Below are 16,946 nucleotides of genomic sequence, written 5' to 3'. Positions count from 1 at the left end.
GCTGCCGGTCAGCGCCCGGTGGCCGCGGCGGTGACGGCCCGCACCATGCGCACCACGTCGGCCGTGTCGTCGGCCTGGTTGTCGTCAGCCGCCGCGCGGTGGAAGCCCAGTGCCGTCAGCAAGTGCAGCATGGGCGCGTTGTCGCGCCGTACATGGCCCACCAGGCACTGCGTGCCGCGCGTGGCGGCATGCGCCATCAGTGCCTGCATCAGCAGCCGCCCCAGGCCGCGGCGCTGCTGGTCGCTGCGCACGAGCAGCGCGAACTCGGCGTCCTCGTTGTCGGCATCGCGCACCAGGCGCGCAACGCCCAGCGTCTGCGGGCGGCCTGGCGCCTGTTCGTCGACGGCGATGAAGGCCATCTCGCGCTCGTAGTCGATCTGCGTCAGGCGTGCGAGTTCGTCATGCGTCAGCGCATGCGGCGCGTTGAAGAAGCGCAGGCGCAGGTCTTGCGGGCTGCAGGCCTGCAGGAACTCCCGGTGCAGGGCCTCGTCCTCGGGCCGGATGGGACGCAGCTGCAGCAGTTGGCCCTGCCAGGTGAGGGTGCGCACCAGCTCCGCCGGGTAAGGGCGGATGGCAAAGCGAGCGCCACCGGCCGGCGCGGCCGCAGACAGCCGGACGCGTGCGTCCAGCGCCACCACGCCCTCGGCGTCGGCCAGCAGCGGGTTGATGTCCAGCTCAGCCAGTTCGGGGATGTCGGCCAGCATCTGGCCCACGGCCACCAGCGTGTCGCACAACGCGTTCATGCGCACCGGTGGCCGGCCGCGGTAGCCGGCCAGCAGCCGCGCCACGCGCGTGCGCCCCACCAGCTCGCGGGCGAGCGTGCGGTTCAGCGGCGGCAGCGCGACGGCACGGTCGCCCACGACTTCGACCGCCACGCCACCCTGGCCGAACATCAGCACCGGCCCGAACAGCGGGTCAATATGGGCGCCGACGATGAGCTCCTGCGCATGCGGCCGGCGCAGCATGGGCTGCACCGCGAAGCCCTCGATGCGTGCCTCGGGGCGCTGGGCCTGCAGCTGCGTCAGCATGTCGGCCGCAGCGGCTGCCACGGCGGCCTCGCCCTGCAGGTTCAGGCGCACGCCACCGGCATCGGACTTGTGCAGCAGGTCTGGCGACACCACCTTCAGCACCACCGGCCCGGAGATGGCGCGCGCGGCCTCGGCAGCCGCCTGCGGCGTGGCAGCACAGCGCACGGTGGGCGCCACGGGGATGCGGAAGGCCGCCAGCAAGGCCTTGGCGTCGACCTCGTCCAGCCACTCCCGGCCGGTCGCCAGCGCGTCGGCCACGAGGCGCCGGGCCGCAGCGAGGTCGGGCGGCTGGGGCGCGGCGCTGGTGGGCGTCTCGCGCAGCAGGGCCTGGTTGTCGCGGTAGGCCTGCATCAGCGCGAAGGCGCGCACGGCTTCCTCGGGTGTCTCGTAGCCGGCGATGCCGGCCTCGTCGAACACGCGCCTTGCCGCGGCTGCGGTGGCGCCGCCCAGCCAGCAGCTCAGCACGCGGCCGGGGTGAGCCGCGAGCAGCGGCGCGCAGGCGCGCGCCACGGCCTCGCTGGACACGATGGCGGTGGGCGCCTGCACAAACAGCAGCGCGCCGGCCTCGGGCGCCTGCAGCAGGGTCTGCAGCGTGTCCACGTAGCGGCCTGCGGGGGCGTCGCCGATGATGTCGACGGGGTTGCCGTGCGACCAGTTCGGCGGCAGCAGCGCGTTGAGCTGCACCATCAGCGCAGCACCGGGGCGGGCCAGCGGCACGCCCATGGCGCTGGCGGCGTCGGCCACCATGACGCCGGCGCCGCCGCCGTTGGTCATCACCATCAGTTCGCGGCTGGCGTTGTCGCGAAAGCGCGCCAGCGTCTCGGCGGCGATGAAGAGCTCCTTGATCGTGTCCACGCGCAGCAGGCCGGCGCGGCGCAGCGCGGCGTCGAACACCAGGTCCTCGCCGGCCAGCGCGCCGGTGTGCGACGCGGCCGCGCGCATGCCCGCCGGCGCCCGGCCGGCCTTCACGACGATGACCGGCTTGGCCCGCGCCGCCGCGCGCGCGGCCGACATGAACTTGCGCGGCGCCGTGATGCTCTCGAGGTAGAGCAGGATGGCGCGCGTGTGGCGGTCAGCGGCGAGGTGGTCCAGCAGGTCGGCGACGTCGACATCGGCATGCTCGCCCAGCGACACCAGGTGCGAGAAGCCGATGGATTCGGCGTTGGCCCAATCCAGCAGCGCCGTCAGCAGCGCGCCGGATTGCGACACCAGCGCCAGCTCGCCCGGCAGCGCGCACGCCTGCGTGAAGCTGGCGTTGAGCCGGCTGTGCGGGCTGAGCAGCCCGATGCAGTTGGGGCCAAGCAGGCGCAGGGCATGGGGCCGGGCGGCGTCCAGCGCGGCCTTCTTCTGCTGAGGCGTGAGGCCCGCGGTCACGATGACCGCGGCCCGGGTGCCGCGTGCGGCCAGTTGCGCCACCAGCGGCGCGATGGTGTCCGGTGGCGTGCACAGCACGGCCAGGTCGGGCACGAAGGGCAGGGCCGCTGCGCTGGCGTAGCAAGGGTGCTCGCCCAGCTGGCGCAGGCGGGGGTTCACGGGCGCGAGTTCGCCCTCGAAGCCGGCGGCGAGCAGGTTGCGCCAGACGGTGGTGCCCACGCGGGCGGGCTTGTCAGAGGCGCCGAAGACGGCGACGGAGCGCGGCGCGAGCAGCCGGTCGAGGTGGCGTTGTGGCATGGGCTCAGGTGAAGCTCAACACCGCGCGGCCGTCGATGCGGCCGGTGCGCAGCTCGTCGAAGATGCGGTTGATGTCCTCCAGCCGGCGTGGCGTGGTGGCGGCGTGCACCTTGCCGTCGGCGGCGAACTGCAGGGCCTCGTGCAGGTCCTGCCGCGTGCCGACGATGGAGCCGCGCACCGTCTTGGCGTTCAGCACCACGTCGAAGATGGGCAGCGCGAAGTCGCCCGGCGGCAGGCCCACCATGGACATGGTGCCTCGCTTGTGCAGCATGCCCAGGCCCTGGCTGAAGGACTCGCGCGAGACCGCGGTGACGAGTGCGCCATGCACGCCGCGCAGTTCGCGCTGCAACACGGCCACCGGGTCGTCCTCGGCGGCGTTGATGCACAGTTCGGCGCCAAGCTGTCGTGCCATGCGCAGCTTGGCGGCGTCGATGTCCACGGCCGCCACGTGCAGGCCCATGGCGCGGGCGTACTGCACGGCCAGGTGGCCCAGGCCGCCCACGCCGACGATGGCCACCCACTGACCGGGGCGCACATCCAGCACCTTCAGGCCCTTGTAGACGGTCACACCGGCGCACAGGATGGGCGCCAGTGTTTCGAACGACAGCCCGGCAGGCAGGTGGCCCACATACCCCGGGTCGGCCAGCACGTACTCGGCAAAGCTGCCGTTGACGGTGTAGCCGGTCATCTGCTGGTGGTCGCACAGCGTCTCCCAGCCCGTCAGGCAGTGCTCGCAGCCGCCGCAGGCGGTGTGCAGCCAGGGCACGCCGACGCGGTCGCCCTCGCGGATGCCCTTGACGCCGGCACCCACGGCGGCCACATGGCCCACGCCCTCGTGGCCGGGGATGAAGGGCAGGGGCGGCTGCACGGGCCAGTCGCCATCGGCGGCATGCAGATCGGTGTGGCAGACGCCGCAGGCCGCAACCTTCACCAGCACCTGGCCCGGTGGCACCTCGGGCACCGGCATCTCCTCGATGGCGAGGGGCTCCCGGTAGGCGTGGACAACGGCGGCTTTCATCGTGCGCATGGGCGGCTCCTGCGGTCAGGCTCGGAGCAGCCAGCGTAGGCAGGGGCTCGGCCGCCGGCCTTGCGCTGGGTCAAGAAAGCGGGCCGCCCGGCAGCGCCTGGGCGGCCCGCGCACCGATCAGGCGGTGCGTTCGGTCATCGATGTGTCACGCGTCTTCCACAGGGACACCAGCACACCGCCGGCGATCAGGCCGAAGGTGACGCCCAGCGACAGGGCCGGCGGGAACTTGCCGATGAAGTTGACCAGGAAGATCTTGGTGCCGATGAACACCAGCACCAGGGCCAGTGCGTACTTCAGGTAGTGGAAGCGGTGGATCATCGCGGCCAGCGCGAAGTACAGCGCGCGCAGGCCCAGGATGGCGAAGATGTTGCTCGTGTAGACGATGAACGGGTCGCTCGTGATCGCGAAGATGGCAGGCACGGAGTCCACAGCGAACACGAGGTCCACGATCTCCACCATGGCCAGCGCCAGGAACAGCGGTGTGGCGTAGCGCACCATGCGGCCGCTGGCGTCGGGCTTGCTCACGAAGAAGGCCTTGCCGTGCAGCTCGTCCGTCACGCGCAGGTGGCGGCGCAGGAAGCGCAGCACCGGGTTGCTGGCCATGTCGGGCGTTTCCTCTGCGGCGCGCCACATCTTGATGCCGGTGATTACGAGGAAGGCGCCGAACACGTACAGCACCCAGCTGAAGTTCTGCACCAGCGCCGCGCCCACGCCGATCAGGCCGGCGCGCATGACGATGACGCCCAGGATGCCCCAGAACAGCACGCGATGCTGGTAGGCCCGCGGGATGCCCAGGAAGCCGAAGATCATCGCGATGACGAACACGTTGTCCATCGACAGCGACTTCTCGATCAGGAAGCCGGTGTAGTACTCGATGCCCGACTGCGAGCCCATGTACCACCACACCCACGCGCCGAACAGCAGCGCGATGCTGATGTAGCCGGCCGACAGCAGCAGGCTCTCGCGCACGCCGATCTCGCGCTCGTCCTTGTGCAGCACGCCGAGGTCCAGCGCCAGCAGAACGACCACAACGGTCATGAAGGCCAGCCACGCCCAGAGGGGCTTGTCCAGCCAGGGGGTGTGCAGCAGCGCGAGCAAGGTGTCCACGGTGTTCTCGAAGTGAAGGTGTTGGGGTCGCCACTTGGCAACGGAGGACTGCACGATAGGGCGGCAAATTCATCTAAAAAAGCAGACACTCTCGCAATGAATTTCCCGTAAAACAGGAATATGTCCCAGCACTTCAATTACCGGCACCTGTACTACTTCTGGGTCGTGGCCAAAGAGGGCGGCATGTCGCGGGCCGCTGCGCGGCTGGACATGGCGGTGCAGACGGTCAGCGCGCAGGTGCGCGAGCTGGAGCGCTCGCTGGGCGTGCAGCTGCTGCGCCCGGCGGGCCGTGGCGTGGCGCTGACGGAGGCGGGCCAGCGCGCGCTGCAGCAGGCCGAGGTGATCTTCGAGGCCGGCGAGGCCCTGCCCGGGCTGCTGCGCGCCGGCGTGGCCGCAGCGCCCACGGTGCGGCTGGCGCTGGGCATCAGCGACACACTGCCCAAGCTGGTGGTGCGCCATCTCGTGCAGCCAGTGCTGGACACGCCGGGCCTGCGCCTCGTGTGCCACGAGCAGGGTTTCGACGACCTGCTCGGCAACCTGGCCGTGCACCGGCTGGACCTGCTGCTGGCCGACCGGCCGGCGCCGCCGCATGCGGGGCTCAAGGTGTTCAGCCATGCGATGGGCTCGTCCCAGCTGGCCTGGTACGGCACGCCGGAGCTGGCTGCGCGGGCGAAGAAGCGCTTCCCGCAGGGCCTGGCCGATGTGCCGGTGCTGCTGCCCTCAGCCCACGCCTCGGTGCGCCCGCACATCGACCGCTGGTTTTCGCAGCACGCGCTCACGCCCCAGGTGTGCGGCGAGTTCGAGGACTCGGCGCTGCTGAAGATCTTCGGCGCAGGCGGCATGGGCGTGTTCCCGGCTGCCGAGCTCGTGCACCAGCAACTGCTGGCGCAGTACGGTGTGCAGCGCATCGATGCGCTGGAGGGCGTGGTGGAGCACTTCTACGGCATCAGTACCGAGCGGCGCGTGGTGCATCCGCTGGTGCGGCGCATGGTGGCGGCGGCCGAGCCGACCTGAGTGGCCCACGCCCCGGCGCCGCGGCGAGGGCGCTGATACAATCCAGTGCTCCCCGAACCCGCACACCTGGCTGTGCTTGAGCCGGGCGCGACGAAAGTCGCAAGCCCGGTTCTTTGGGAGGAACGGCCCGGCAGCGGCCCGTTCCCACCCTCCTCAGGAGCTTTGCACATGCGCCTTCTCGGCAAAGCGCTCACCTTCGACGATGTGTTGTTGGTGCCGGCGTTCTCTCAGGTGTTGCCCCGCGACACCAGCCTTGCGACCCGTCTGTCGCGCAACATCCCCCTGAACCTGCCGCTCGTGTCCGCCGCGATGGACACCGTGACCGAGGCGCGCCTGGCGATTGCCATCGCGCAGGAGGGTGGCATCGGCATCGTGCACAAGAACCTGTCGGCCGAGGCGCAGGCGCGTGAGGTGGCCCGCGTGAAGCGCTACGAAAGCGGCGTTGTCCGCGAGCCGCTGACCATCGGCCCGGACGCCTCCGTGCGCGAGGTGGTGGAGCTGACCCGCCTGCACGGCTTCTCGGGCTTCCCGGTGGTGCAGGGCAAGAAGGTCGTCGGCATCGTCACCGGCCGTGACCTGCGCTTCGAGACGCGCATGGACGCCAAGGTCCGCGAGATCATGACGCCGGCCGAGAAGCTCATCACCGTCAAGGAAGGCGCGTCGCTGGACGAGGCCAAGGCGCTGATGCACACGCACAAGCTGGAGCGCGTCGTCGTCATCAACGACGATTTCGAGCTTCGCGGCCTGATGACGGTGAAGGACATCACCAAGCAGACCAGCTTCCCCAACGCTGCCCGCGATGCCCATGGTGGCCTGCGCGTGGGTGCGGCCGTGGGCTTCGGTGACGACACCGAGCAGCGCGTGGAGTTGCTGGTCAAGGCCGGCGTGGACGCCATCATCGTGGACACCGCCCACGGCCACAGCGCCGGCGTGCTGGAGCGCGTGCGCTGGGTGAAGCGCAACTACCCGGGGGTGGACGTCATCGGCGGCAACATCGCCACCGGTGCGGCGGCCCTGGCGCTGGTGGAAGCCGGCGCTGACGGCGTCAAGGTCGGCATCGGCCCCGGCTCCATCTGCACGACGCGCATCGTCGCGGGCGTGGGCGTGCCGCAGATCACCGCGGTCGACAACGTCGCCACCGCGCTGCGCGGCACCGGCGTGCCGGTCATCGCCGACGGCGGCATCCGCTACTCCGGCGACGTGGCCAAGGCCATCGCCGCGGGTGCCGACTGCATCATGATGGGCGGCGCCTTCGCCGGCACCGAGGAAGCCCCGGGCGAGACCATCCTGTACCAGGGCCGCACGTTCAAGAGCTACCGCGGCATGGGCTCCATGGGCGCCATGGCCAAGGGCAGTGCGGACCGCTACTTCCAGGACACGTCGGCCAACAACCCGAACACGTCCAAGCTGGTGCCCGAGGGCATTGAAGGCCAGGTGCCGTACAAGGGCTCGGTCGTGCAGGTCATCTTCCAGATGGCCGGCGGCCTGAAGGCCTCCATGCACTACTGCGGCTGCGCCACCATCGCCGAGATGCAGAGCAAGGCCGAGTTTGTCGAGATCACGACCGCCGGCATGCGCGAAAGCCATGTGCACGACGTGCAGATCACGAAGGAAGCACCCAACTACCGCAGCGAGTGAGCTGCGTGCGATGACAACGGGGCGACGCCAGTTCGCCCCGTTTCTCTTTTCCGCCAAGCGATGAGTTCCTCCCCGCAACGCACCCCGGCCATGGGTTTCATCATGGTGGCCGTGCTGATCGACATGATCTCCATCGGCCTGATGGTGCCGGTGCTGCCGCACATCGTCGGGACGTTCACGGACGGCAACGACGCCCAGACCTCGGCCTATCTGCTGGTGACGATGGCGTTTGGCGTGGCCAACTTCCTGGGCTCGCCGGTGCTGGGGGCGCTGTCCGACCGTTTCGGCCGCCGACCGGTGTTGCTGATCGGCTTTGCCGGGCTGGCGCTGAGTTTCTTCGTCACCGCCATGGCCACGGCGCTGTGGATGCTGGTGGCGGTGCGCCTGTTCTCCGGCGCCATGCAGGCCAACATCGCCGTCGCCAATGCCTACGTGGCCGACATCACCGCGCCCGAGGACCGCGCCCGCCGCTTCGGCCAGCTGGGCGCGATGTTCGGCATCGGCTTCATCCTCGGCCCGGCGCTGGGCGGCTGGCTGGGCGACCATGACGTGCGCTGGCCCTTCCTGCTGGCGGGCAGCCTGGCGCTGGTGAACTGGTGCTACGGCTTCTTCGTGCTGCCGGAGTCCTTGCCGCTGGACCGCCGCAGCCCCTTCAACTGGAAGAAGGCCAATCCCGTGACGGCCTTGCGCGGGCTGGCTGCGCTGCGGGGCGTGGGGCCGCTGGTGTCGGTGATCGCGCTGTCGTCGCTGGCGCAGTTCATGCTGCACATGGTCTGGGTGCTGTACACGAAGTTCCGCTTCGGCTGGGGGCCGGCGGACGTCGGCCGCTCGCTGCTGCTGGTGGGCATCGTGTCGGTGCTCAGCCAGGGTGTGCTGCTGCGGCCGCTGTTGGCGCGCTTCGGCGCGCAGCGCGTCGCGATGATCGGCATGAGCTCGGCCTCACTCGCCTACCTGGGCTTCGGCCTGGCCACCGAGGCCGCGTGGATTTACGCCATCATCGGCATGAACCTGCTGGGCGGCGTGGCGAACTCGGCGCTGCAGAGCATCATCTCCAACGCCGCGCCGGCCGACCGGCAGGGCCAGGCCATGGGCGCCGTGTCCTCGCTGAACAGCCTGATGGCCGTCGTCGCGCCGCTGCTGGGCCTCAGTCTGCTGGGCCTGGTCTCGCACCGGGGCCAGGACGACCTGCTGATGGGCCTGCCCTTCTATGCCTGCGCCGCGCTGCAAGCGGCGGCGCTGCTCGTCACCCTCCGTTTCTTCCGCAGCCAACCGGCACCGCAGCCCGCCTGAAAGACGCGCCATGCAACACGACAAGGTCCTCATCCTCGACTTCGGTTCCCAGGTCACCCAGCTCATCGCGCGTCGCGTGCGCGAAGCAGCCGTGTACTGCGAGATCCACCCCAACGACGTGTCCGACGACTTCATCAAGTCGTTCGCGCCCAAGGCCATCATCCTCAGCGGCAGCCACGCGTCCACCTACGAAGACCACGAACTGCGCGCGCCGCAGGCCGTGTGGGATGCCGGCGTGCCCGTGCTGGGCATCTGCTACGGCATGCAGACCATGGCCGTGCAGCTGGGCGGCGAGGTGAGCTGGAGCGACACGCGCGAGTTCGGTTACGCCGAGGTGCGCGCCCACGGCCACACCGCGCTGCTGAAGGACATCGCCGACTTCACCACCGCCGAGGGCCACGGCATGCTCAAGGTCTGGATGAGCCATGGCGACAAGGTCACGGCGCTGCCGCCAGGCTTCAAGCTGATGGCCTCCACGCCCAGCTGCCCCATCGCCGGCATGGCCGACGAAGCCCGCGGCTTCTACGCCGTGCAGTTCCACCCCGAGGTGACCCACACCGTGCAGGGGCAGGCGATGCTGACCCGCTTCGTGCGTGACATCGCCGGCTGCAAGGGCGACTGGATCATGGGCGACTACATCGCCGAGGCGGTCGAGAAGATCCGCGCCCAGGTGGGCGACGAGGAAGTCATCCTGGGCCTGTCGGGCGGCGTGGATTCGTCGGTGGCGGCGGCGCTGATCCACCGCGCCATCGGCGACCAGCTGACCTGCGTGTTCGTGGACCACGGCCTGCTGCGCCTGAACGAGGGCGACATGGTCATGGACATGTTCGCCGGCAAGCTGCACGCCAAGGTCATCCGCGTGGACGCGAGCGAGCTCTTCCTGGGCGAGCTGGCCGGTGTGACCGATCCCGAGCAGAAGCGCAAGATCATCGGCCGCCTGTTCGTCGACGTCTTCAAGGCCGAAGCTGCCAAGCTCAAGGCGGGCGATGGCGGCCACAAGGGCGCGACCTTCCTGGCCCAGGGCACCATCTACCCTGACGTGGTGGAGAGCGGTGGTACCAAGACCAAGAAGGCCACCACCATCAAGAGCCACCACAACGTGGGCGGCCTGCCGGAGCAACTGGGCCTGAAGCTGCTGGAGCCGCTGCGCGAGCTGTTCAAGGACGAAGTGCGCGCGCTGGGCGTGGCGCTGGGCCTGCCGGCCGAGATGGTCTACCGCCACCCGTTCCCGGGCCCGGGCCTGGGCGTGCGCATCCTCGGCGAGGTCAAGCAGCAATACGCCGACCTGCTGCGCCGGGCCGACGCGATCTTCATCGAAGAGCTGCGCAACACCATCGACCCCGCCACCGGCAAGAGCTGGTACGACCTGACCTCCCAGGCCTTCGCCGTGTTCCTGCCGGTCAAGAGCGTGGGCGTCATGGGCGACGGCCGCACCTACGACTACGTCGTCGCGCTGCGCGCGGTGCAGACCAGCGACTTCATGACGGCCGACTGGGCCGAGCTGCCCTACGCGATGCTCAAGCGCACGTCGGGCCGCATCATCAACGAGGTGCGTGGCATCAACCGCGTGACCTACGACGTCAGCAGCAAGCCGCCCGCCACCATCGAGTGGGAGTGATTCGCCGTGCTGCCGGCGCGTGCCGTGCGAGCCGGCAATGACGCTGCCGAGGCGACGCCCCGGGCGCACGGTCATGGTCATCCGTTCGATCGCCGCTGACGCGTGCGCCCCGCGCGCGTTGAACCGGGCGCCGTGATGCCCATGTCGCCACGCCCCGCCGCCCGCAGCCTGCGCCTGCTGCTGCAGACCGTGCGCGACATGGTGGTCTCGATGGGCCCCGTGCTGCTGCTCGGCGGCGGCCTGCTGGTGGCGGCCTACGTGTGGCTGGACCCGCAGCCCCCGCGCCAGGTGCGCCTGGCCACCGGCCCGGCCGGCAGCGCCTACGCGACGTTCGGCGAGGGGTATGCCCGGCTGCTGGCACGTGAGGGCATCCAGGTGGCGCTGCTGGCCAGCGAAGGCGCGCTCGACGACCTGGCCCATCTGCGCGCCGGCACGGCCGATGTGGGCTTCGTGCGCGGCGGCATGGCAGACCCCGTGGCCGACACCGAGGCCGGCATCGTCTCGTTGGGCAGCCTGTTCTACGAGCCGCTCTGGGTCTTCTACCGCCGTGACCTCGCCATCGCGCGCCGCCAGCCCGGCGGCGAATTGCAGCGCCTGACCCAGCTGCGCGGTCTTCGGGTGAATGTCGACCAGGACGGCAGCGGCGTGCCGCAGATCGTCGAGAAGCTGCTCGCGCTGAACCAGCTGCAATCCACCGACCTGCGGCTGTCCAACCTCGCGCCCGACGCCGCCGGCGCGGCCCTGCGCGAGGGCCGGGTCGATGCGGCCGTGCTCATCTCCGCGCCCCAGGCCGGTGTGATCCGGGCGCTGCTGCGCGACCCCGCCATCGCGCTGATGCCCTTTGAGCAGAGCGAGGCCTACTCGCGCCACTTGCCCTTCCTGTCGACCGTGAGCCTGCCGCGCGGCGTGGTGGACCTGGCCGCCGATCTGCCGCCGCGGGATGTGCCGCTGCTGGCCACCACCACGGCGCTGCTCGCGCGCGAGCAGACGCACCCTGCGCTGCGCCAGCTGTTCGCGCAGGCGGCGCTGGGCCAGCACGGCGAGGCTGGCTGGTTCAACGGCGCGCGCGACTTCCCCAACACCCGCACCAGCGAGCTGCCGGTCAGCGCCGAGGGCGACCGCGCCATCAACGGCACGCCGCCCGGCTGGGCGCGCTATCTGCCGTTCTGGGCGGGCAACCTGCTGGAGCGCATGTGGCTGGTGGTGGGCGGCCTGCTGGTGCTGATGCTGCCGCTGTCGCGCGTGGTGCCGCCGCTCTACACCTTCCGCGTGCGGTCGCGCGTGTTCCGCTGGTACGCGCGGCTGCGCGAGGTCGAGGCTCGGCTTGAGGCGGGTGAAGGTGATCGCGAGGCCTTGCTCGACGAGCTCGACGAGCTGGACCGCGTCACGCACCGCATCGCGGTGCCGCTGTCGTACGCGGATGAGCTCTACGCGCTGCGCAACAACATCAACGCCGTGCGCAAGCGACTGCTGGCGCGCCGCACCGGGTAGTCGCTCGCGCAGCGGCTGCTGGATCGTTGCCTGCAGGGCTCGCGTTCGGCTGCACGGCGTCAGCCGGCGGGCGGCACCGCATGGCTGTCACTCAGGCCACCACCGCCTGCGCCAGCGCCCGCACGCTGAGTGGCGCCGAGCCTTCGGCCTTGTTGGAGATGGTGACGAAGCAGTCCTGCCCGGCGCCGGCCGTGCCGCGGATGATGCGGGCGAGTTCGGCGCGGGTCTCGGGGTCGGGGTCCAGCATGTCGGCGAATTCACCGTACTTCTTCTCGGCCTCTTCGTAGCCATAGGCGCCGTGCAGGCGGTTCAGGTTCCAGCGCACCACCAGCGGCCCGGGCCACAGCGCGCGCAGCAGCGGCAGCTGCTCGGCCAGCGGAGGCAGCTTGGGATGCAGGCCCACGCAGTAGCGCGCGCCGGTGTCGCGCAGCAGCGCGGCGAAGTCCGGCGTCAGCCAGGCGGCGTCGCGCACTTCCACCGCCAGCACGCCGGTGGGCGGGCGCGGGCAGGCCCGCAGCAGGGCGTGCAGCCGGTCGAACTGCTCGTGCATGTGCGCCAGCCGCGCGCCGGGCAGCGGGCTGAGCTGGAAGACCAGCGCGCCCAGCGTGGCGCCCAGGCCTTCGTAGGCGGGTTGGATGAAGGTCTGCAGCGCGGTGGCGGGGTCCAGGAACAGCGGGTTGGGTTGCTGGCCGCGGCCGTCCTCGTCGCGCAGCAGCGCATCGGTGACGAGGCTGGGTGCCTTGACGGTGAAGCGAAAGCCCGCCGGCACCTGCTCGGCGTAGCGCTGGAACTCCGACGCCGCCAGCGGCCGGTAGAAGCCCCGGTCAATGCCCACGGCGCGCAGCAGCGGGTGCGCGGCATAGGCTGGCAGGCCGCTTCGCGACAGCGTCGACTCGCTGTGCCGGCCCGCCCACACCAGGCCCTGCCAGCCGGGGTAGCTCCAGGTCGATGTGCCGAGGTGGACCTGCGGCGACAGCCGCTCGGCGAGCGCGGCATCGTCGGCCAGCACCGGCGCGGGCTGCACGCCGCGCGTGCGCGGCCTGGCAGTCTCTGGCGCGTCGGGTGCGGTGCCGAAGAGGTCGTCCTGATCGCTCATGGCCGCAGCTGCACGCCGGCCGCCGTCAGCGCGGCATGGATGGCGCGCGCGAAGGCGAGTGCATGCGGGCCGTCGCCGTGCAGGCAGAGGGTGCCGGCGCGCAGCCGCACGGTCTCACCGGTCACGGCCTGCACGCTGCCGTCGCGCACCATGCGCAGCGTGCGGGCCACGGCCTCGTCCACGTCGTCCACCAGCGCGCCGGGCTGGCTGCGCGGCACGAGGCTGCCATCGGCGCGGTAGCCGCGGTCGGCAAACACCTCGGCCACGGCGCGCAGGCCGGCGCGCTCGGCGGCGCGCAGCAGCTCGCTGCCGGCCAGGCCGTAGAGGGCCAGCGACGGGTCGACATCCAGCACGGCGGCGGCGATGGCATCGGCCAACGCCGGGTCGCGCGCGGCCTGGTTGTACAGCGCCCCGTGCGGCTTCACGTGGTGCAGTTCGCCGCCTTGCGCGCGCACCAGCGCGGCGAGCGCGCCGATCTGGTAGGTCACGTCCGCGCGCACGTCGTCGGGGCGGAGTGCCATCTCGCGGCGGCCGAAGTGCTCGCGGTCGGGGTAGCTGGGGTGCGCGCCGATGGCCACGCCGCGGTCGAGCGCGGCGGCCACGGTGCGCTGCATCAGCCGTGCGTCACCGGCATGCCAGCCGCAGGCGATGTTGGCGGAGCTGACGAGGGCCAGCAGCTCGGCGTCGTCGGGGGCGCCTTCGCCGAGGTCGGCGTTCAGGTCGACATGCAAGGCGGCGTCGTTCACAGCCCGTTCCTCATCTGGTTCAACAGCAGTTGTTGTGCGCGCAGCGCGGCCCGCGCTTCGTCGGGCGTGCAGCGCACGAAGCGCAGCCGCGCGCCCAGCGGCAGCTGGGCGAGTTTCCACAGATCGGCGCGGATGACGACGGCGATCTTGGGGTAGCCGCCGGTGGTCTGCGCGTCGGCCAGCAGCGCAATGGGCTGGCCCGACGGCGGCACCTGCACGACGCCCGGCAGCACGCCGTGCGACGGCAGCTCCGCGCCGCGCTCACGCGCCAGTACCGGGCCGGCGAGGCGGTAGCCCATGCGGTTGCTCTGTGGCGTGACGGCCCAGTCGGCGCCCCAGAAGGCGTCGGCCGGGAAGTCGTCGTGCTCGGGGCCGGGCAGCGCGCGCACGCTGGCGTCCCAGGCGGGCGGGCGCATGCCGACGGTGCGTGAGGGCAGGGCGGCGCCGGTGTGCAGCGGCAGGCGGTCGCCGTCGCGCAGCGCGCGGCCGGCCAGCCCGCCGAAGTGGGCCTTGAGGTCGGTGCTGCGCGAGCCCAGCGCCACAGGCACGTCGACGCCGCCGGCCACGGCCACGTAGCTGCGCATGCGCTCGCGCGGCGCGGCGAGCTTGAGCGTCTGGCCGGCACGCACGCGCTGGCGCCACCAGGGGCGCACGGGGCGGCCGTCGAGCTGGGCGTCGGCATCGGTGCCGGTGATGGCGATGCAGCTGTCGGCATGAAAGCGCAGCGTGGCGCCGCCCAGCGTGAACTCCAGCCCCGCCGCGCCGGGCGCGTTGCCGACCAGCAGATTGCCGGCCTGCAGCGCAAGGTCGTCCAGCGCGCCGCACAGGCTGAGGCCGCGATCGCGCCAGCCGGGGCGGCCGAGGTCCTGCACGGTGGCCAGCGGCCCGGCGCGAACGATCTCGATCATGCGGCGACGAAGCGCACGCGGTCGCCGGGCGCCAGCAGCGTGGGCGGCTCGGCTTGCGGGTCGAACAGCGGGATGGCGGTGTGGCCGATGAGCTGCCAGCCGCCGGGCGTGGCCAGCGGGTAGATGCCCGTCTGCGCTCCACCGATGCCCACACTGCCGGCGGGCACGGCCACGCGCGGCTCGCTCCGGCGCGGTGTGTGCAGCGACGCGTCCAGCCCGCCCAGGTAGGCGAAGCCGGGCTGGAAGCCGAGGAAGTAGACGACGTACTCGGCCGCGGTGTGGCGGCGTACGACCTCGTCGGCGCTCAAGCCGCAGTGCGCGGCGACGTCGCCGAGGTCGGGGCCGTCGTAGCTCACCGGGATCTCGATCCGTCGGCCCGGTGCGCGGCGGCGTGGCGGCTGCGCCCACAGCTGTTGCACGGCGGCCTCCAGCGCGGCGGGCTCGGTGCGCAGCGGGTCGAACAGCAGCGTCAGGTTGTTCATGCCGGGGATGAGTTCCTGCACGCCGTCCACCTCGCCCAGCGCGGCCGCAAGCTGCCAGATGCGCTGTTGCTGGTCGAGCGACAGGGGCGCGGGCAGCGTGCAGCACAGGGCCGATTCGCCGAGAGGATGGACGGACAACGCGCGCATGGCCGAAAGCATGCCAGAGCCGTCGCCTAAACTGCCGCCCCGATGACCGACCCTCTTTTCACGCCCGCCGACGAGTACGCGATGCGGCTCGCGCTGGACCAGGCCCACAACGCCTGGCTGGTGGGCGAGGTGCCCGTGGGCGCCGTCATCACGCGCGGCGGCCAGGTCATTGCGACCGGCTACAACCGCCCCATCACGACGCACGACCCCACGGCCCATGCCGAGATCGTCGCGCTGCGCCACGCGGCCACGCTGTTGGAGAACTACCGGCTGCCGGAGTGCGAGATCTTCATCACGCTGGAACCCTGCGCGATGTGCGCGATGGCGCTGATGCACGCGCGCTTCAAGCGCATCGTGTTCGCGGCCACCGACCCCAAGACGGGCGTGGCGGGCTCCGTCACCGACCTGTTCGCGCTGCCGCAGCTCAATCACCACACGCGCATCGAGCGAGGGCTGATGGCCGATGCCTCCGCCAAGCTGTTGCGCGAGTTTTTTGCCGAACGCCGCGAGGCCGCGCGTGCGCGGCGCGCCGAACGCCAGGGGCTGATCCCCACCGGCGAGGCCACCCACCTGGATGACACCCCATGACGACGCTCACCCTGTTTTCCCCGGCCGGCGCGGTGCAGAAGGCCGATGCGCTGAAGCGCGCCGCCAAGCGGCTCACCGCGCTGGGCTTTGATGTGAGCATCGATGCCGATGCGTTGTCGCGCCAGCAGCGCTTTGCCGGCGACGACGCCGCGCGGCTGGCCGCGCTGCACCGCATTGCCGACGCGGCGCCGTCGGTGGCGCTGGCCTCGCGTGGCGGCTACGGCCTGACGCGGCTGCTGGGCCAGATCGACTGGGCGCGCATTGCCGGCAGCGTGGAGCGCGGCACGCGCTGGGTGGGCTACAGCGACTTGACGGCGCTGCAAAACGGCTTCATCGCGCGCCACAAGGGCCTGGCGATGTGGAGCGGCCCGCTGGCCTGTGACGACTTCGGCCGCAGCGAGGCCGATGGCGGCGTCGACGAGGTGACGCAGGACTGCTTCACCGAGGCCATGAGCGGCGCGCTGGAGGCCGTGGGCTTTCGCGCGCCCAGCGCCGAGTTCGACGGTCTGGAAGCGCGTGGCCGCCTGTGGGGCGGCAACCTCACCGTGCTGTGCTCGCTGCTGGGCACGCCGCACTGGCCCAAGGTCAAGGGCGGCATCCTGTTCCTGGAAGACATCAACGAGCACCCCTACCGCGTCGAGCGCATGCTGCTGCAGCTGCAGCAGGCCGGCGTCATCGACCACCAGGCGGCGGTGCTGCTGGGCGACTTCAGCGGCGCGGCCAAAACGCCCAACGACCGCGGTTACGGCCTGAAGGATGCCATCGCTGCGCTGCGCGCCCGCACCAAGACGCCGGTGCTGACCGGCCTGCCGTTCGGCCATGTGCGCACCAAGGTGTGCCTGCCGGTGGGCGGTACGGTGGACCTGTACGTGCAGGGCCGCGAGGCCATCCTGGGCTGGCAGTCGGACCCGCGGCTGGCCCACGCCGCCCACCACGACCACGGGCCGGACTGTGGCGCCGACTGCGGCCACGACCATCACTGAAGTCGCACGGGTTTTCCTGGCCGTCTTTGCGCGCTGCGACAGCCTGTCTAGACGAGTGGCCCGACTATGATTTCGACCGTCGCCCCGGCTTGTGCCGGGGCGTCGTGTTTTT

General features: G+C 71.3%; 14 protein-coding genes. 7 read left to right on the top strand and 7 right to left on the bottom strand.

The genetic code is table 11. The features are described 5' to 3' along the window. Positions 1–8: 8 nt before the first annotated feature. The 3 genes from NYO99_RS15505 to NYO99_RS15495 all read right to left on the bottom strand — a co-directional run bounded on the left by NYO99_RS15505 (position 9) and on the right by NYO99_RS15495 (position 4,833). On the bottom strand, positions 9–2,699 hold the full coding sequence (locus NYO99_RS15505; protein WP_268168149.1) for a bifunctional acetate--CoA ligase family protein/GNAT family N-acetyltransferase: 2,691 nt from the start codon (positions 2,697–2,699) through the stop codon (positions 9–11). Between the two features lie 4 nt (positions 2,700–2,703). Continuing rightward, complete coding sequence (adhP, locus tag NYO99_RS15500) at positions 2,704–3,726, bottom strand: alcohol dehydrogenase AdhP (protein ID WP_268168148.1); 1,023 nt, start codon at positions 3,724–3,726, stop codon at positions 2,704–2,706. 117 nt (positions 3,727–3,843) lie between these two features. After that, on the bottom strand, positions 3,844–4,833 hold the full coding sequence (locus NYO99_RS15495; protein ID WP_268168147.1) for a TerC family protein: 990 nt from the start codon (positions 4,831–4,833) through the stop codon (positions 3,844–3,846). Between the two features lie 120 nt (positions 4,834–4,953). Here NYO99_RS15495 and NYO99_RS15490 point away from each other — a divergent pair, with 120 nt between their 5' ends. The 5 genes from NYO99_RS15490 (at position 4,954) to NYO99_RS15470 (ending at position 11,884) form a co-directional block, all read left to right on the top strand. Continuing rightward, positions 4,954–5,847 (top strand): LysR family transcriptional regulator, encoded by an 894-nt coding sequence (locus NYO99_RS15490; protein WP_268168146.1) that lies wholly within the window; start codon positions 4,954–4,956, stop codon positions 5,845–5,847. Positions 5,848–6,015: 168 nt separating this feature from the next. Beyond that, a complete protein-coding gene (guaB, locus tag NYO99_RS15485) occupies positions 6,016–7,485 on the top strand; it encodes an IMP dehydrogenase (RefSeq protein WP_268168144.1) in 1,470 nt (489 codons plus the stop codon). 60 nt (positions 7,486–7,545) lie between these two features. Beyond that, entirely contained in the window at positions 7,546–8,775 is a 1,230-nt protein-coding gene (locus NYO99_RS15480) for an MFS transporter (RefSeq protein ID WP_268168143.1), read from the top strand. A 10-nt stretch (positions 8,776–8,785) separates the two neighbouring features. Beyond that, positions 8,786–10,393 carry a glutamine-hydrolyzing GMP synthase gene (gene guaA, locus NYO99_RS15475; RefSeq protein WP_268168142.1) on the top strand — a complete coding sequence of 536 codons (1,608 nt, stop codon included), beginning with the start codon at positions 8,786–8,788 and terminating at the stop codon, positions 10,391–10,393. Between the two features lie 141 nt (positions 10,394–10,534). Then, positions 10,535–11,884, top strand: a complete 1,350-nt coding sequence (locus tag NYO99_RS15470) for a TAXI family TRAP transporter solute-binding subunit (protein WP_268168140.1) — start codon at positions 10,535–10,537, stop codon at positions 11,882–11,884. 91 nt (positions 11,885–11,975) lie between these two features. Here the strand turns inward: NYO99_RS15470 and NYO99_RS15465 are convergent, their stop codons facing one another. The 4 genes from NYO99_RS15465 to pxpB are packed head-to-tail and all read right to left on the bottom strand — an operon-like array spanning position 11,976 to position 15,263. After that, positions 11,976–12,980, bottom strand: coding sequence for a DUF72 domain-containing protein (locus NYO99_RS15465; protein WP_268168139.1), 1,005 nt, complete (start codon positions 12,978–12,980; stop codon positions 11,976–11,978). Then, positions 12,977–13,711 carry a 5-oxoprolinase subunit PxpA gene (gene pxpA / locus NYO99_RS15460; protein ID WP_268168615.1) on the bottom strand — a complete coding sequence of 245 codons (735 nt, stop codon included), beginning with the start codon at positions 13,709–13,711 and terminating at the stop codon, positions 12,977–12,979. Before pxpA ends, NYO99_RS15465 begins: the two co-directional genes overlap by 4 nt. Positions 13,712–13,722: 11 nt before the next feature. Further along, on the bottom strand, positions 13,723–14,634 hold the full coding sequence (locus NYO99_RS15455; RefSeq protein WP_268168138.1) for a 5-oxoprolinase subunit C family protein: 912 nt from the start codon (positions 14,632–14,634) through the stop codon (positions 13,723–13,725). Beyond that, complete coding sequence (gene pxpB, locus NYO99_RS15450; protein WP_268168137.1) at positions 14,631–15,263, bottom strand: 5-oxoprolinase subunit PxpB; 633 nt, start codon at positions 15,261–15,263, stop codon at positions 14,631–14,633. The genes NYO99_RS15455 and pxpB overlap by 4 nt, the downstream gene beginning before the upstream one ends. 42 nt (positions 15,264–15,305) lie before the next feature. Here pxpB and tadA point away from each other — a divergent pair, with 42 nt between their 5' ends. Both tadA and NYO99_RS15440 read left to right on the top strand, forming a co-directional pair. After that, complete coding sequence (gene tadA, locus NYO99_RS15445) at positions 15,306–15,851, top strand: tRNA adenosine(34) deaminase TadA (protein WP_268168136.1); 546 nt, start codon at positions 15,306–15,308, stop codon at positions 15,849–15,851. Beyond that, positions 15,848–16,834, top strand: coding sequence for an LD-carboxypeptidase (locus tag NYO99_RS15440; RefSeq protein ID WP_268168135.1), 987 nt, complete (start codon positions 15,848–15,850; stop codon positions 16,832–16,834). Before tadA ends, NYO99_RS15440 begins: the two co-directional genes overlap by 4 nt. Positions 16,835–16,946 lie beyond the last annotated feature (112 nt).

Source organism: Roseateles hydrophilus (genome assembly GCF_026712245.1).
Classification (GTDB): Bacteria; Pseudomonadota; Gammaproteobacteria; order Burkholderiales; family Burkholderiaceae_C; genus Pelomonas; species Pelomonas hydrophilus.
The sequence above is the reverse complement of the archived record's forward strand: the minus strand, read 5'-3'. Positions and strand labels throughout refer to the sequence as shown.

What these genes read in the sequence shown, in the direction of transcription:
- NYO99_RS15505 (WP_268168149.1), bottom strand. Translation starts at nt 2,699, where the DNA reads ATGCCACAACGCCACCTCGACCGGCTGCTCGCGCCGCGCTCCGTCGCC.
- adhP (WP_268168148.1), bottom strand. Translation starts at nt 3,726, where the DNA reads ATGCGCACGATGAAAGCCGCCGTTGTCCACGCCTACCGGGAGCCCCTC.
- NYO99_RS15490 (WP_268168146.1), top strand. Translation starts at nt 4,954, where the DNA reads ATGTCCCAGCACTTCAATTACCGGCACCTGTACTACTTCTGGGTCGTG.
- guaB (WP_268168144.1), top strand. Translation starts at nt 6,016, where the DNA reads ATGCGCCTTCTCGGCAAAGCGCTCACCTTCGACGATGTGTTGTTGGTG.
- NYO99_RS15480 (WP_268168143.1), top strand. Translation starts at nt 7,546, where the DNA reads ATGAGTTCCTCCCCGCAACGCACCCCGGCCATGGGTTTCATCATGGTG.
- guaA (WP_268168142.1), top strand. Translation starts at nt 8,786, where the DNA reads ATGCAACACGACAAGGTCCTCATCCTCGACTTCGGTTCCCAGGTCACC.
- NYO99_RS15470 (WP_268168140.1), top strand. Translation starts at nt 10,535, where the DNA reads ATGTCGCCACGCCCCGCCGCCCGCAGCCTGCGCCTGCTGCTGCAGACC.
- NYO99_RS15465 (WP_268168139.1), bottom strand. Translation starts at nt 12,980, where the DNA reads ATGAGCGATCAGGACGACCTCTTCGGCACCGCACCCGACGCGCCAGAG.
- NYO99_RS15455 (WP_268168138.1), bottom strand. Translation starts at nt 14,634, where the DNA reads ATGATCGAGATCGTTCGCGCCGGGCCGCTGGCCACCGTGCAGGACCTC.
- pxpB (WP_268168137.1), bottom strand. Translation starts at nt 15,263, where the DNA reads ATGCGCGCGTTGTCCGTCCATCCTCTCGGCGAATCGGCCCTGTGCTGC.
- tadA (WP_268168136.1), top strand. Translation starts at nt 15,306, where the DNA reads ATGACCGACCCTCTTTTCACGCCCGCCGACGAGTACGCGATGCGGCTC.
- NYO99_RS15440 (WP_268168135.1), top strand. Translation starts at nt 15,848, where the DNA reads ATGACGACGCTCACCCTGTTTTCCCCGGCCGGCGCGGTGCAGAAGGCC.